The 15,902-nt window shown below is 41.1% G+C and carries 11 protein-coding genes; all 11 read left to right on the forward strand.

Annotated elements, in window-relative coordinates; genetic code table 11:
* Window position 1 precedes the first annotated feature (1 nt).
* The 11 genes from SY85_RS19050 to SY85_RS19100 all read left to right on the forward strand — a co-directional run bounded on the left by SY85_RS19050 (window position 2) and on the right by SY85_RS19100 (window position 15,870).
* Window positions 2-1,771 (forward strand): ABC transporter ATP-binding protein, encoded by a 1,770-nt coding sequence (locus SY85_RS19050; RefSeq protein ID WP_066406552.1) that lies wholly within the window; start codon window positions 2-4, stop codon window positions 1,769-1,771.
* Complete coding sequence (locus SY85_RS19055) at window positions 1,771-1,959, forward strand: hypothetical protein (protein ID WP_066406554.1); 189 nt, start codon at window positions 1,771-1,773, stop codon at window positions 1,957-1,959. The genes SY85_RS19050 and SY85_RS19055 overlap by 1 nt, the downstream gene beginning before the upstream one ends.
* Before the next feature lie 5 nt (window positions 1,960-1,964).
* The gene (locus tag SY85_RS19060; protein ID WP_066406558.1) at window positions 1,965-2,462 is read left to right on the forward strand and encodes a nucleotidyltransferase; all 498 of its coding nucleotides are present in this window, start codon (window positions 1,965-1,967) and stop codon (window positions 2,460-2,462) included.
* A gap of 57 nt (window positions 2,463-2,519) precedes the next feature.
* Window positions 2,520-3,686 carry a F0F1 ATP synthase subunit A gene (gene atpB / locus SY85_RS19065; protein ID WP_066406559.1) on the forward strand — a complete coding sequence of 389 codons (1,167 nt, stop codon included), beginning with the start codon at window positions 2,520-2,522 and terminating at the stop codon, window positions 3,684-3,686.
* A gap of 111 nt (window positions 3,687-3,797) precedes the next feature.
* Complete coding sequence (gene atpE, locus SY85_RS19070) at window positions 3,798-4,046, forward strand: ATP synthase F0 subunit C (protein ID WP_066406560.1); 249 nt, start codon at window positions 3,798-3,800, stop codon at window positions 4,044-4,046.
* A gap of 228 nt (window positions 4,047-4,274) precedes the next feature.
* A complete protein-coding gene (atpF, locus tag SY85_RS19075) occupies window positions 4,275-4,769 on the forward strand; it encodes a F0F1 ATP synthase subunit B (RefSeq protein ID WP_066406561.1) in 495 nt (164 codons plus the stop codon).
* A 72-nt stretch (window positions 4,770-4,841) separates the two neighbouring features.
* Window positions 4,842-5,405: an ATP synthase F1 subunit delta gene (gene atpH / locus SY85_RS19080; protein ID WP_066409996.1), complete on the forward strand. Its 564-nt coding sequence runs from the start codon at window positions 4,842-4,844 to the stop codon at window positions 5,403-5,405.
* Window positions 5,406-5,709: 304 nt separating this feature from the next.
* The gene (locus SY85_RS19085) at window positions 5,710-8,898 is read left to right on the forward strand and encodes a SusC/RagA family TonB-linked outer membrane protein (protein ID WP_066406563.1); all 3,189 of its coding nucleotides are present in this window, start codon (window positions 5,710-5,712) and stop codon (window positions 8,896-8,898) included.
* Window positions 8,899-8,919: 21 nt separating this feature from the next.
* The gene (locus SY85_RS19090) at window positions 8,920-10,440 is read left to right on the forward strand and encodes a SusD/RagB family nutrient-binding outer membrane lipoprotein (RefSeq protein WP_066406564.1); all 1,521 of its coding nucleotides are present in this window, start codon (window positions 8,920-8,922) and stop codon (window positions 10,438-10,440) included.
* A 223-nt stretch (window positions 10,441-10,663) separates the two neighbouring features.
* The gene (atpA, locus tag SY85_RS19095; RefSeq protein WP_066406565.1) at window positions 10,664-12,241 is read left to right on the forward strand and encodes a F0F1 ATP synthase subunit alpha; all 1,578 of its coding nucleotides are present in this window, start codon (window positions 10,664-10,666) and stop codon (window positions 12,239-12,241) included.
* 272 nt (window positions 12,242-12,513) lie between these two features.
* Window positions 12,514-15,870 carry a T9SS type A sorting domain-containing protein gene (locus tag SY85_RS19100; protein WP_066406566.1) on the forward strand — a complete coding sequence of 1,119 codons (3,357 nt, stop codon included), beginning with the start codon at window positions 12,514-12,516 and terminating at the stop codon, window positions 15,868-15,870.
* The last annotated feature ends 32 nt before the right edge of the window (window positions 15,871-15,902 follow it).

A 15,902-nucleotide genomic window follows, 5' to 3' on the forward strand; every position in this document is an offset into this window, starting at 1 on the left:
TTTGTCGAAAGAAAATTCTAAAACCTTTTTTGATATACAGGCGTTGAAGCGGGTGTTGGTTTTTGCCCGTCCTTATAAAAAACAATTCTTTCTCTCCATTTTCCTGGCAGTAGTATTGGCTGCCTTTACACCTATTCGGCCGTATTTAATTCAGCTGACAGTTGATAAATACATCACCAACAAGGTGGTGCAGATGGTGGTTAGTATTACCATTATTCAAATACTGTTTCTCATGCTGGAAACAGGAATACGTTTTTATTTTTCTTACATCACTACCTGGTTAGGGCAGGCTGTGGTAAAGGACCTGCGTACAACCGTATACCGCAAAGTGCTGGGACTCAACCTGCGCCAGTTTGACAAAACACCTATTGGTACGCTTACTACCCGCACCGTAGATGATATAGAACGCATCAACGATATTTTTGCCGATGGTTTGATCCCCATCATTGCTGACCTGCTGTCTATACTATGCATATTGGGTATTATGCTGTGGACCGACTGGCAGCTTACCCTCATTTGCCTGATCCCGTTTCCTATTTTGATTGTGGCCACTTACTATTTTAAGGAAAGTGTCAACAAATCGTTTCATAGCGTTCGGAACGCGGTGACTAACCTGAACTCCTTTGTGCAGGAGCATTTAACAGGGATGTCTATAGTGCAGTCCTTTGCTGCAGAAGATCGCGAGTTTAAAAAGTTTCAAGACATTAATAAAGAACACCGTAACGCTAACATTAAAGCCATCTTTGCGTACTCCGTATTTTTTCCGATTGTGGAAATAGTACTGGCACTGGCGCTGGGTTTGGTAGTTTGGTGGACATCTAAAGAGGCTTTGAAATTAGATATAAGTCAGTTTGGTAAAGTAATGGCCTTTACGCTTTACCTGAACCTGTTGTTCCGCCCGCTGCGTGTGATTGCTGATAAGTTTAACGTACTGCAAATGGGTATCATAGCCAGTGAGCGGGTGTTTAAGGTATTAGAGAACGACGATTATATAAAGACAGAAGGCGACTTTGCTCCTCCGCAAGTGAAGGGCCAGATTGATTTTGAACAGGTAACCTTTGGCTATAATGAAGGGCATCCGGTGCTGAAAGACGTGAGCTTTCACGTAAAGCCCGGGCAAACAGTGGCTATTGTAGGGCATACAGGAAGTGGTAAAACCACTATCATTAGCCTGCTTAACCGACTTTACGAGATTCAGAAAGGAGTCATCAAAATTGATGAAGTGCCAGTAGACCAGTGGCAATTAGATGCCTTGCGTAATAATATAGGAGTGGTGCTGCAGGATGTTTTCCTGTTTTCCGGTTCTGTACTGGATAATATTACATTGCGTAATCCTGAAATTCCTACAGAAAAAGTAGTAGAAGCCGCCAAACTCATTGGTATGCACGATTTTATTATGCGCTTGCCGGGAGGTTACGACTATAATGTAATGGAGCGGGGTGCCACTTTATCGCTGGGGCAGCGGCAGCTTTTGTCGTTCATACGGGCGTTGCTGTATAATCCGGCCATTCTGATTTTGGATGAGGCTACTTCTTCTATTGATACGGAAAGCGAATTGCTGATTGAGCATGCTATTCAAAAACTGATCTCCGATAGGACCTCTATTGTTATTGCCCACCGCCTGTCTACTATCCAGCGCGCCGACCAGATCATTGTATTAGATAAAGGTGAGGTAAAGGAAATAGGTACCCACCGCGAGCTACTGGAAAAGGGCGGGTTTTATAGTAAATTGCATCAGATGCAGTTTGAGAAAAAGACTGCTGTTATATAATGTCTGAGTCTGATAAACATATCATTAAAGAACATGAGCCTGATTATGAAAAGGCGGAAATGGACTTGTTGCGAGATGGTTTGAAAAGAAGCTATAAAGAGCGGTTTCTATTTCTTAATCAGCTCATAAAGATTCAAAGAACGATGCAGCGGGCAAAGATCACACACAAGCCTTATCCTAAATCCTAGCCTCTATGGACATCTTCGATGAAGAAATTTTAATTTTCTGGAAATCACTGCAAGATCATCATGTCCAGTTTATTGTCGTTGGAGGGTACGCTACTAACCTCCATGGCTATCAACGCTTTACAGGGGACATGGATATATGGATAAAAGATACCTTAGAAAATCGTTGGCAATTGCGGATTGCTTTTAAAGATTATGGGATTGGAGATTTTGAAATGATGGAACGAATGCAGTTTGTTCCAGGCTGGACTAATTTTTATCTAAATAATGGTATGCAGCTAGACATAATGGTGAACATGAAAGGCCTAGAAGGATTTTCATTTGATGAATGTTTACAACTTGCTTCTATAGCCGATATTGACGGGGTAGAAGTGCCATTTTTACACATTAATCATCTCATTGCCAATAAAGTAGCTGTCAATCGTCCAAAGGACCAACTGGACGTGATCTATCTGGAAAAAATTAAAAAAATGCTAGAAGATCCAGAATCCGGAACGAAGCTCTGATATTCTTAGGTTTTTCCCCCCACCAGCCCTATCTTTGCGCCAAATTTCAGGGACTATATGACTGTTAGACGTGTCAAAGGCTTACTGGTAGCGGTTTTCAGCGTTTTTGCCCTATCTGTTGCTACTTCTGCAAATGCACAGGAGCACCATGAGGGAAATGAGACCAGCCATGAAACCAGAGAACATCTGGAAGATACCAAAAAAGAGGGTGAAACGAAGTTTGATGCCAATGAGGTGATTTTTGGTCACGTAATGGACGCTCACGAGTTCCATTTCTTCTCATGGGAAGGTTCTGATGGCCATGAACATCATGCCACTATTCCTTTACCTGTTATTTTATACTCTCCTACAAGAGGTTTATCAACCTTTATGTCTTCTGCTTTCGAGCATGGACACAAAGAAGTAAACGGTTATAAATTAGAAGAGAATCATATTGTACCGGTTGATGAAAACGAGAAAGTTTATGATTTATCAATGACCCGCAACGTGGTGCAGATGATCATTGCTTTAACCATCTTAGTTCTATTAATGACTTCTGTAGCCAAGCGTTACAAGCAAGGTCAGGGTACTACCAAAGCGCCTACTGGTTTCCAGAATGCCATTGAGCCCGTAATCATGTTTGTGCGTGATGAGGTAGCCAAGCCAAACCTTGGTCATAAGTACAAGAAGTTCATGCCTTTCTTATTAACGGTATTCTTCTTCATCCTGATCAACAACATCTTTGGTTTGATTCCTGGATCAGCTAACGTAACTGGTAATATTGCCTTTACTGCTGTATTGGGAACCATTTCATTATTGGTGATCAATTTTAGTGGTAACAAACACTACTGGGGACACATTTTTAACCCTCCAGTACCAATGGGTGTGAAGTTGATCATGATCCCTGTGGAGATCCTTTCTATTTTCACAAAGGCCTTTGCCTTGATCATACGTCTTTTCGCCAACATGTTGGCCGGTCACATCATCATTATCTGTTTAGTTTCATTGATCTTTATTTTCAGCGGCATTAGTAAAGTAGCTGGTGTTGGATTTTCTCCAATCTCTGTTGCGTTCGCTGCCTTTATATATGTAATTGAAGTTCTGGTTGCTTTCATCCAAGCTTTCATCTTTACCAACCTGACGGCTGTATTTATTGGCCAGGCGGTAGAAGAAGGTCACCATGGTGAGCATAAGGATGGCCATGTAGAAGATACATTGGCGCCAACAGAACCGGTAATTATTTAATGATCGCTGATGTGATGATGTCTGATTTAAGAAAGACAAAATCATACATCTTCAAATCAGACATCAGCAATTGTAATTAGTCTTTATTTAACCATTTATAAAAGAACAAACATGGATTTTTTATTCGTATTGTTGAGCACAACTGCTTGGGCTAACGCTGGTGGTGCAATCGGTGCTGGTTTAGCAGCTATCGCAGCAGGTATCGGTATCGGTCAAATTGGTAAAGGTGCGGTTGAATCAATCGCTCGTCAGCCAGAAGCTGCTAACGACATCCGTGCAAACATGATCTTAACAGCTGCCTTCATCGAGGGTGTTGCTCTGTTTGCCGTTATCGCTGGTATCTTAGCGATGTTCGTATAAGCTCAATTAAAACACTAAACTGCATCTTAAGCACAGGGCGAGAGGTGCAGTTTACTTTAAAAGTCCACTGTCAACAGACGACAGTCGACAGAAAAAAGTTCTTTACAGGTTAAAAAAGTGTGTTAAACACTAAAACTGTCAGGTTAAGGAGAAAGGGACGGTTTAAAACCGTGGACTGTGGTCCGTCGACCGTTGACATAAACGTTGACTTATAACTTTAGAAACTATATGCAATTATTAACTCCATCGTTAGGTTTGTTGTTTTGGACGCTGCTGGCGTTTTTGATCGTGTTCTTTCTTTTACGCAAGTTTGCTTGGGGACCAATCTTAAGCTCTTTGAATCAACGCGAAAAGACCATTGCTGATTCATTGGAAAGTGCACATCGTGTTAAGGCTGAAATGGCGCAATTGAAAAGTGAGAATGAAGCGTTGATGGTTAAAGCCCGTGAAGAAAGAGCTGTAATGTTGAAAGAGGCTAAAGAAACCAAAGATCGCATTGTAAACGAAGCGAAAGAGCAGGCAAAAACGGAAGCCAACAAAATCATTGCAGAAGCACAGCAAGCGATCAATGCTCAGAAGATGGCTGCTATTACTGAAGTGAAGAACCAAGTAGGTAAGCTGGTAATTGAAGTAACTGAGAAAGTGTTGCGCAAAGAGTTGAGCAGCAAGGAAGCGCAAGAAGCGCATATCCAAGGTTTAGTGAGTGAAGTGAAGATGAATTAATTTGAAGATTTGGCGATTTGAATATGTTTCCATTTTCAAATCTTCAGATTGGTAAATTTCCAAATTGAAAAAATGCAGAATCCACGTTTAGGAACCCGTTATGCTAAATCACTGATTGACCTTTCTTCTGAAAGAGGTCAATTGGAAACAGCTTATGCGGATATGTTATATCTGCAGGATGTAACAAAGCAAAGTCGCGACTTTTTAAACCTGCTTCGTAGTCCTGTAGTTAAAGGTGATACCAAGTTAAAGATTGTAACAGCTGTTACTGCTGGCAATATCAGTGAATTGACAGCCGCTTTTATAAAGTTGTTGATCAATAAAGGTCGTGAAAGCAATCTGCCTGAAGTAATTACTGCTTTTATCGACCAGTATAAGAAAGTTAAAGGTATTCATACTGTAAAACTGACGACAGCATTGCCAGTTAGTGACGCAGTAAAGAATGCAATTGTAGCTCAAGTAAAAAATACCAGCGATATGAAAAACATTGAGCTGGAAACAGAAGTTGATCCAAATATCATTGGTGGCTTTGTATTGCAGGCTGGTGATAAGATGGTAGACGCCAGCATTGCTCACGAACTACGCGATGTCGCCAAGCAGTTTGAGAATAATGATTTCATTTATAAAGTGAGATAATTAGAAGTCAAGCGTATAAAAATTACTTATTTAATAGTGAAACCCCTCAGTCGAGGGGTTTTTTATTTTATGTCAATCAAGTAAATAGATTAAAACTATCAGGTAAGTCTAATAGAAATGAGCTTCATTATTAAATGCTTTACTACTTTTTTAAATATGAGAATGACTCTAAATGTGCTGTTTTTATTAAATTAATGTTAATAAAATGTTTTAAATTGGTGAAGCATAACTCTAACAGCTAGTGTCAGGACTAGGTTTATGTTATTGGAGTAATCCTATTTTTTAATTAAAAACAACCATGCACATGAGGAAAATTGCATCGATGTGTGCAATGTTAATGCTATGTGGTACATTAACATTTGCGCAGAACCGGACTATTACAGGTCAGGTAAAAGATGAAAAAGGAAGCCCCATTCCTTTTGCTACTATTTCAGAAACACGAACTAACAGGGCGGTCACTGCAGATGCTAACGGTAACTTTACCATCAGTGTCGGTGAAAATGCCCGTCTCTCCATCACTGCTACAGGATATCAGGCCCAGGAAGTAGCCTCTAACAACGCATCAAGCATTATGTTGGTAAGAGGAGAAAAACAGCTTGACGAAGTAGTGGTAACTGCACAAGGTATTAGAAGAAAAGCAAAAGAACTCGGTTATTCAGTAGGTAGAGTTTCAAACGACGAACTTACCAATGGTCGCTCCCCGCAAATTGCACAGGGCTTGGCTGGTAAAGTTTCTGGTTTGGCCGTATTTAATGTAAACCAATCCGTAGACCCTTCCGTAAAAATTACATTAAGAGGTTACCGTTCATTAACAGGAAACAATGATGCCTTAATTGTAATTGATGGTTTACAACAACCTCCGGGTTCTTCAACCATGTTGAACCTTTTAAACCCCAATGACATTGAAAGCATCACCATATTAAAAGGTGGTCAGGCCGCTACACTATATGGTTCTGATGGGGTGAATGGGGCTCTGGTTATTACCACTAAAAAAGGTAGTGCAGGAAAGGTTCGCATTTCTTATAGTAATTCAACAAATATAGAGAAGCTTAATCAGCTAGCACAATTCCAGGATAAATTCGGTAGTGGATCTCACTATGCCACTAGTTATGGAGCTGCTGGATATAAGACCGATTACCTAGCGCGTATGAAAGACAACTGGCGTTCTTACGAGAACCAACAGTTTGGTGATCAATACGATGGTTCTATGCGTCCTGCTGGTCGTACACTGGAGGATGGTAGTGTGCTTATGTTGCCTTATTCGGCCATTAAGGGTGAAAGAGAAAGAATCTGGAATACAGGTTTTACTACCAACAACCAGGTATCTGTAAGCGGTGGTAGCAATCAGACAACGTTCTTCCTTTCTGGTGAACATAATATCACACATGGTATTGTACCTAGTGATAAAAGTAATAGGACAGGTATTCGTTTTGCTGCTTCAACTGAAGCGGGTCGTTTACGTGCCGGATTTAATGCCAACTATGTGCAAGCTAACTATGATAGAACGACTTTCGACTTTTACAATGAGACTATCAACCAGGCAGCACATATTCCTTTGTCTGATTTCAGAGATTGGAGAAACAACAAGTTTGCTAGTCCAAATGCCTATTACAATGACTACTTTACAAACCCATTCTTCCGTTTAGATAACGATCGTACTAAATATGGCGATAACAATATTAACGGTAATGTGGAGTTGAATTTTAAAGTGGCTCCTTGGTTGAACCTGTATAACCGCTTGGGTGCTATGAGCAATAACCGCCAGCGCACTTCTACAGTGGCTCAATACATCCATAGCGATTGGGCAAAGTCTAAAGCTAAAGTGCCTGCACCATTTGATCAAGGAGATGGAAGTGGTATTACACGTGCTTTGACAGATCTTCAGGGTAGTGTATTGGACCAAACAACTGTTGAAACTGTATTAAGTAATGATTTTCAGGCTCAAATGAACCATGACTTTGGTGTGTTTAGCGCCAGAGGTTTAGTAGGGTTCAGTAGCTATGAGCGTAAAAACAGAGTCGTATCTGTTAGTTCAAATTCAATTGTAATCCCAGAGGTTTATAATGTCGGCAATAGAAGAGGTGAGCTTGGGGGAAGTGAAGACAATGTTCAATACAGAAAGTTTGGCTATTATGCTGATGGTACCTTAGGCTGGAATGAAAAAATCTTCTTGCATGGTACTGCGCGCTACGATGGAACATCTAAGTTTTATAAACCAGAACGCGATAGAGGCATGTACCAATATGCCTACTATGGTGCAGACCTTTCAGCTGTTATGACTGAATTGGTGCCTTCTATTAAGGGCGATATTTTAAGTTATGCTAAGCTAAGGGCAGGTTATAGCAAAAACGGTAATGATAACTTAGGTACAGGCGTGAATTATGGCTTAGATGCTGTATTTACGAATGCTCCAGGCTTCCCTTATGGCAATACCGTTGGTTATACTGTTGACGATGTACTGCCTGATGCCAACTTAAAACCTGAGTTTGTAAAATCTTGGGAAGTAGGTGGTGAGTTCCAGTTTTTAAATAATCGCATCAGTCTGGATTTGACACACTATAATCAAAAAAGTGAAGGTCAGGTATTGACTGTAAAAATTCCTAATACTACCGGTTATCCAAATTTACGCATCAACGTAGGTGATACTAAGAACTGGGGTTACGAGGCAGATCTGCGTGGTCAGATCATCCATGGTAAAAACTTTAACTGGGATATGAGTGTTCGCTACTCCTATAATGAGAACAAAGTGTTGAAGTTGTACCAAGGCGTGCCTGAGTTTTCTTATGGTGCCTTTACATATGCAGCTCCTTATGTAATCTTAGGCGAATCTTTCCCTGCGTTGAAAGCAATCTCTTATGTACGTGACGATGCTGGACACGTAATTGTAAATAGTAGCACAGGTTATCCTTTAACTACTGGCCCTTTGAAAAACTTCGGTTCTACTATTCCTAAGCACATCTTAGGTTGGGGTACTAAGTTGAACTTTAAAGAGTTTACATTAAACACCAACTTTGAATACCGTGGTGGTAACGTGATCTATAGTGACCTCGGTCGCCAAATGACCTTTACCGGTTCTGGTAAATGGACAGAAGACAGAGCACCGCATATTTTCCCTAATTCAGCTTACTACGATGCTGCTGGTAAATCAGTTGTTAATACGACTGTTATGACAAGAGAAGCTGAGTATGCTTTATGGGTAGACTCTTATCGTTTGATCGCTGAAAACTTCGTTGCACCAGGTTGGTTTATTAAACTAAGAGATATCAATCTTTCGTACGATGTTCCAAGTAGCTTAATTACTAAGACGCGTATTTTCTCAGGAGCTACTGTTTCTTTATATGGTCGTAACCTGATCACAATTGTTGACGAGAAAAATCAATTTACAGACCCCGAGTTCAGTTTTACCAATAATAATGGCGTGGGCGTAAGCACTACTGGTCAAACACCTCCAGTGCGTCAATATGGTATTAATCTGAACATCAATTTCAAATAATAAACCTAGAACTGAGAAATTATGAAATTCAAAATAAGTTTATATATAGCGGCTTTTACGCTGGTATTTTCCAGTTGTAAAAAGGAATGGTTGGATGTAAATACCAATCCCAACGAAATCCTTACATCAACACCAGACTATGTATTTACAGCTGGTGCGGCACGTACGGTAGCTTTTTTAACACCCAATGAATTGGGCTCTTACTGGTCTGGACAGTGGACACAGTCCAACACTTATATCATTGACCCTGCTCGTTTTTCGTATACGTTCAATAATACGAACTTCAACTTCTGGGATACCTGGTATGATGTAATTGCCGATTTTCAATATGTTATTAATGCAGAGGGTGAAAAAGCCCAGCCTTTCTTTAAAGGTCCTGCCAGAGTGATGAAAACATACATCATGCAACAAATTGTAGATGTGTATGGTAATGCGCCTTATACAGATGCTTTCAAAGGCTTAGGAAACATTGCGCCTAAGTTTGATGATCAAAAAGCTATCTATGAAGACCTGATTAAGCAATTGGATCAGGCAATAGCAGATCTGAAGGCTAATCCATTTACGGGTTCTTATGCCGGAAGTATTTCATCTGCCGATATTATCTTCAAAGGCAATACGACAAACTGGATCAAGTTTGCCAATAGCTTAAAACTTCGCATGTTAATTCGCCAAAGCATGATTCCGGGTCGTGATGCTTATATTACTACCGAAATCAATAAAGCGGCGGCTGTAACTGAAGGATTTATGACAAGCGTAGATGCCTCAGTAAACCCTGGTTATATCGCTTCTACAGGAAAAATGAATCCTTTTTATGAGAACTGGGGTTATAATGCATCGGGTGGTGTACAAGCGTTGGGCCGTTTCCCGAGACCAACCACTTTCTTGTTTACTACTCTTGCAAATTCCAATGATACCTTCCGCTTAAAACGTTTGGCTTATCCAAAAGGTGGACAGGCAGCCGGTGAGGCAGAACTTGTTGCCAACTATGTTGCTGTACCTTATGGGGCATCATCTGGATACTTATCGCAAAACACTTCTTATTTAGGACCATCTGTACTTGTTAAAGGAGAATATAACAGGCCTATGTACCTAATGTTAGCTGCAGAAACTAATTTCTTATTAGCTGAAGCCAAACAACGCTATGGTGCTGCTGTTAATTTAACCGGAACTGCGCAGGAATACTATGAGCAGGGTGTAAAAGAGTCGTTTCGTATTACCGGCGCTACAGCTACCTATGGTGCTGATAAAGCGACTGCGCTGTTAACTAGCGGTAAAGACCTTGCTGATTGGACTGCCTCGCCAGATAAGTTTAAAGCTATCTGGATGCAAAAATGGCTAGCTCTTGTTAATTTCAGCGGCCTTGAAGCATGGAGTGAATATCGTAGAACTGATTTTCCAGCTATTCCACTATCTGCTTCTGCGCCTGCGGGTCAAAAGAGAGCAGTTCGCTTATTCTATCCTAGTACCGAAGGCGGCTCAAATCCTAATGTGCCAACCGGTATTGATGTATTTACCTCTAAAATTTTCTGGGATATAAACTAAAAATAAGATCTTCCCATTTATAAGGCTACCTTTTAGGTAGCCTTTTTTCGTTTCAGGAACCAAACGCACTTAACAAAGAAGAGGAAGCTATTTAATAGGTCCTATTTATACCATGAAATTCAAAAATCATTGATAAATCGGCCTTTCTTCCTTAAAAAAAACGCCTTTTCTCCTGCCAAATCCACATTCAACCCTTACCTTTGCGCCACAAAAAAAGAGTAGAATGCCAGAAATAAAACCAGATGAAATAAGTGCCATACTTCGCCAGCAGTTGAGCAACTTTAACGCTGTTGCTGATTTGGAAGAAGTAGGAACCGTATTACAAATGGGCGATGGTATTGCCCGTGTTTATGGTTTAGGAAATGTTCGCTTCGGTGAACTGGTAGAGTTTGAGAACGGCGTACGTGGTATTGCCCTAAACCTTGAAGAAGATAACGTGGGTGTGGTATTGATGGGTGAAATGGGAGTTTTACAAGAAGGTGCTAAAGTGCGTCGTACCGGTCAGATTGCCTCTATTAAAGTAGGCGAGGGCATGGTAGGACGTGTGGTAAATACATTAGGTGAGCCTATTGATGGTAAAGGCCCTATTACTGGAGAGCGCTATGAAATGCCATTGGAGCGTAAAGCGCCAGGCGTTATCTATCGTGAGCCAGTAAAAGAACCATTACAAACAGGTATCAAAGCGATCGACGCGATGATTCCAATTGGTCGTGGTCAGCGTGAATTGATCATTGGTGACCGTCAGACTGGTAAGACCGCTATTGCGATCGATACCATTATCAACCAGAAAGAATTCTTCCAAGCTGGTAAGCCTGTGTACTGTATCTATGTTGCGATTGGACAAAAGGCTTCTACTATTGCTGGTGTAATGAAAACCTTGCAAGACGCTGGTGCTATGGAGTACACTACCATCGTAGCGGCTTCTGCATCTGATCCAGCTCCATTGCAGTTCTACGCTCCATTTGCGGGTGCTGCCATTGGTGAATTCTTCCGCGATACCGGACGTCCTGCATTGATCATCTATGATGACCTTTCTAAGCAGGCAGTAGCTTATCGCGAAGTATCTCTTTTATTACGTCGTCCACCGGGCCGCGAAGCATATCCTGGTGACGTATTCTACCTGCACAGCCGTTTATTAGAGCGCGCCGCTAAAGTTATCGCTAACGACAGCGTAGCAAAAGAAATGAACGACTTACCTGAAAGCATTAAGCATTTAGTGAAAGGTGGTGGTTCTTTAACAGCGCTGCCAATCATTGAAACACAAGCGGGTGACGTATCTGCCTATATCCCAACGAACGTAATCTCTATTACTGACGGTCAGATCTTCTTGGAAGGTAACCTGTTCAACGCAGGTATTCGTCCGGCGATCAACGTAGGTATCTCTGTAAGCCGTGTGGGTGGTAACGCGCAGATCAAATCCATGAAAAAAGTATCTGGTACATTGAAGCTTGACCAGGCTCTTTATCGTGAGATGGAAGCCTTCTCTAAGTTTGGTGGTGATCTTGACCCAGCTACTAAACTGGTTATTGACAAAGGTGCTCGTAACGTGGAAATCCTGAAACAGCCTCAATATGCTCCAGTACCTGTAGAAAAGCAAGTAGCAATTATCTACTTAGGTACACAAGGTTTACTGCGTGATGTACCTGTACGTCGTGTAAAAGAATTTGAAGAGAATTTCTTGTTAGAAATGGAAAACAAATTACCTGAAGTATTAGCGCAGTTCAAGCAAGGCAACCTACCTGACGAAGGCATGAAGAAGATGGTAGACCTGGCAAACAGCTTGATTCCTCAGTACAAGTAAGAGTCTATAACTCCTTATATGAGGCAGCACGGAAGTGCTGCCTTTTTTTGTTTAGGGATTACGGTTAGCGTTTTAGACGTCTGGAGGCGTTTTCAATACTGAAATATTCGGGACCCCGGGGTTCATTTTTTAAGATTTATAAAGAATTCTACCGAATAAATAAGTGCTTTTAGCGAATAGGGCATCTGTAATTACCCTGTAGCGAATACATTACAAAAAATATGTGTTTCTTTGCGGCTCACTAAGTGCAACCACCTAACTACCACGCCGCTATGAGAACTTTTTACTCTCGGGCCCTATGGGTTCTTGTTCTTTTATTTCTGTTATCTACAGCTGTATCTGCTCAATATGTTACTGGTCAAATTATACGTCCCTGTACATCTTCAACCGGTAAAAATATTTTAGATCCTAATAACGCTACAGATGGCTCATCGAATGACTATGCATCAAAAGCAATAACCGGATTTGGAACCACAACAGCCATTCCTGATATTGATAACTCAGAGATACCGTATAAGCCTGTTCCTCCTTACGCGTTAGAACCATATTCTGATTTGAGGAGAGGCCCGGATCACTTATTTAGTGATTATGTGCCTGATGTAAATGGCGGCGCATATTACATGCATTATGACGGAACAAACTTCTTGTTTCGATTTCGTATGGGTACCATCATACCTGGAGCTAAAGGATATAGCTTGTTGTTTGATACAGATGGTAAGTTTGGACCAACGGGTCCTAATGCTGACCCCAACTATGTGCCGGCCACTACAGGAACAGGAGGAAATCCTGGTTTTGAAATAGAAATTGTTTTGTGTACAGGCGGTGCTAACGATGGCATACAGGTTTATAATGTTGATGGTACCGATAAGCCTGGAGCTTCAGTAGTAACCAACTTAACTAACTGGCTGAACTACTCGCAAATTGCCATAGCTGCAACAGCGGATAATGGCGATCCTGATTTCTTGTTAGATTTTTATGTGCCGAAGACTGTTTTTACTGGCGCTCCCTTTAATTTGGATTTAACAACAACGCGTTTGAGGGTTATCCCTACCACTGTTATGTCTCCACAGGGTGCCATTGGCGGACCTAAATCTGATATCTATGGTTTGAATGACGATGCCTATCCAAACACCAACGTGGAATATGAAACATTGTTAGGAGCGCAGCCTGGGCTTTTAATTTCGGATTGGGGTGGTACCAGTACAGCAACTCCTTCAAAGCAGTGTACAGCACCACCAACGATTACGAATAGCTCTCTTGCGGCAGGCAATGTTACTATAACAGGAAGCTGGACAAAAGGGAGCCTAACCGGATTAGAGCAAACTACTGCTACGATTAAAGTGTATAAGATACCTTCCGGTTCTACTACTGGTACTTTAGTAGCTACCATTCCTAACATTACTTCAGGGATTAACAACTGGTCAACGGCTAGTATAACACCAGCTATAAATGTGAGTGCAGGAGATGTTATCTATGCTACTGCAGTAGCAACAAATGAAAGCGAATGCTTGAAGAGTAATACACTACAAGTACCCCCAACATGTAATGCTTCAAATAGGCCAAGTATACCTACGTTTGATGCTACATGTACGAGTACAAATAAAGGTATTTCTGGTACTAATTATACTAATACCAATTGGACAATCCATATTGATAATTTATCTACTAATACGTTTTATAGTAGTAAAAATGCTGCTGATCAAACAAGCGCTGGCTTTGGGACAGCAGCAATAACTGGTCCCAATTGGACTTTCTCTGGTGGTTGTAAAACAGGTAGTCCAATGAGCGAAGGTGCATACAAAATATATTATACTGATGACAATAATGGAGGTTGTGCGTCTGAACCACTTTATTTGTGCGTTGGAGCTGGTAGTAATAAAATAGCAGGAACATTAACAGCACCTGCCATTACAACTCCAAGTGGTGCTGTATTTAATACAGCTACCAGAACTATTTCAGGGACAACTGATGCAACTACAAATGGGACCTCTTTAGTTTTATACGTAGACGGCGTTCCAAGCGCAAGTACAACGGCTACAGCTGCTGGGGCATTTACATTCTCAAACTTCAATATGCTTGCAGGTTCTCCAGGCCTAAGCTTCTCGTCAGGTCAAAAGTTGTATATCACAAGTGAGTATAATGCCGGTACGGCTAAAACCAGCTATTGTGCGGCACAAACACCGACATATAATATAAGCTGTTATACAGCACCTCCAATTATTAATACTAATAGTCTTGGTTCTTTAACTATAGGACAAGCCATTACTGGCACTTCTATTAGCCCCGCCGGAACTACAATAAAAATATATACAGCAACTAGTCCAACTACTCCAGTAGCTACTATAACTGTTCAAAACGATGGCACTTGGACAACAGGTTCATATGTTGCTTTAGCAAACACTACTTATTATGCAACTGCGCAGGATGGCTCTTGTGGAGTAAGTATACAAACCGGTAGTATCACTACAGCCTCTGGAGCTACCACTGGTCGATGTGCCGCGGCATCTATTACTACCAGCCCTTTGTATTCTTCTACAACAAGTGTTGGTGGTGCAATTGGGAGTTCCGCAACTGCAGCCAAGATTATGCTTTATGAGGATGGTAATCTGCTAGATTCTTCAGCTTCATTAACTAGCGTATCAACATGGACCATTTCTAATTTAAAATTGTATGCCGGAAATGGGGCTACTACTGGTAAATTGACGCTAGCTGTAAAAGAAGGTATTAAAGAGGCAGAAGTGTGTTCAAATTCATACTTTGTGTTGCCATCTGGATGTGTAACACCTTCAACCGGATCGCTTACTATCACTCCTGCGGGTAGTCAAACAATTGCTGCTGGACAATCTGCCACTTATGGCTTTCAGTCACCAACAAGTGGTGTATTCTATTCAATAGTAGATCAAAGTTCTGGTGGCTCTTTGGCATCAGGTGTATGGTCGACAGGTACTGATTTTTCAGTTATAACAAGACCGCTGACCACAAATACGGTTGCAGTTGTAAAAGGCGCGAGTCTTACAGCAAACGGCGAATCGTGTTCGGCAACTATAGCTTCACGTTCTGTATCCGTGACACCAGCACCACTGCCTATACATTTACTAGAATTCAATGGTAGCCATAAAGAAAATGGGAATGTATTGTTTTGGAGAACTGCATTGGAAGTGAATGCGAGTCATTTTGAAGTGGAACGTAGCACTACGGCTTCTAATTTTAGTAAAATCGGAAGGGTTAATCTTCAGGGATCCGGCTCTGTATATAGGTTTACTGATAATCAGCTGTCGTCGGCAACAAATTATTATCGCTTGAAAATGGTAGATACTGATGGTACATTTAGTTATAGCAGAATCATTGCCATACATAGTGAAGGAATGCTGCAATCAACAGCTGTATGGCCTAATCCGTTCAGTGAAGAACTAAATATTGAAACCTATTTAAGCGAAAGCGGAAGGATTAATATTCGCTTATTGAATGAAAGCGGTAGCCAGGTAGGTTTTAAACAAGCAGGAGGTCATCAAGGCATCAATAACATCAAGTTTGAATGCCCTAAAAACTTACCTCCAGGCATTTATATCTTGCAACTTCAAACCAATGAAGGGATGAGCCAGCAAAAGCTGATCCGTATAAATAACTGATAATCAATAATAGTCAGTAAATATTACTGGCT

It is taken from the genome of Flavisolibacter tropicus, assembly GCF_001644645.1.
Taxonomy (GTDB): domain Bacteria; phylum Bacteroidota; class Bacteroidia; order Chitinophagales; family Chitinophagaceae; genus Flavisolibacter; species Flavisolibacter tropicus.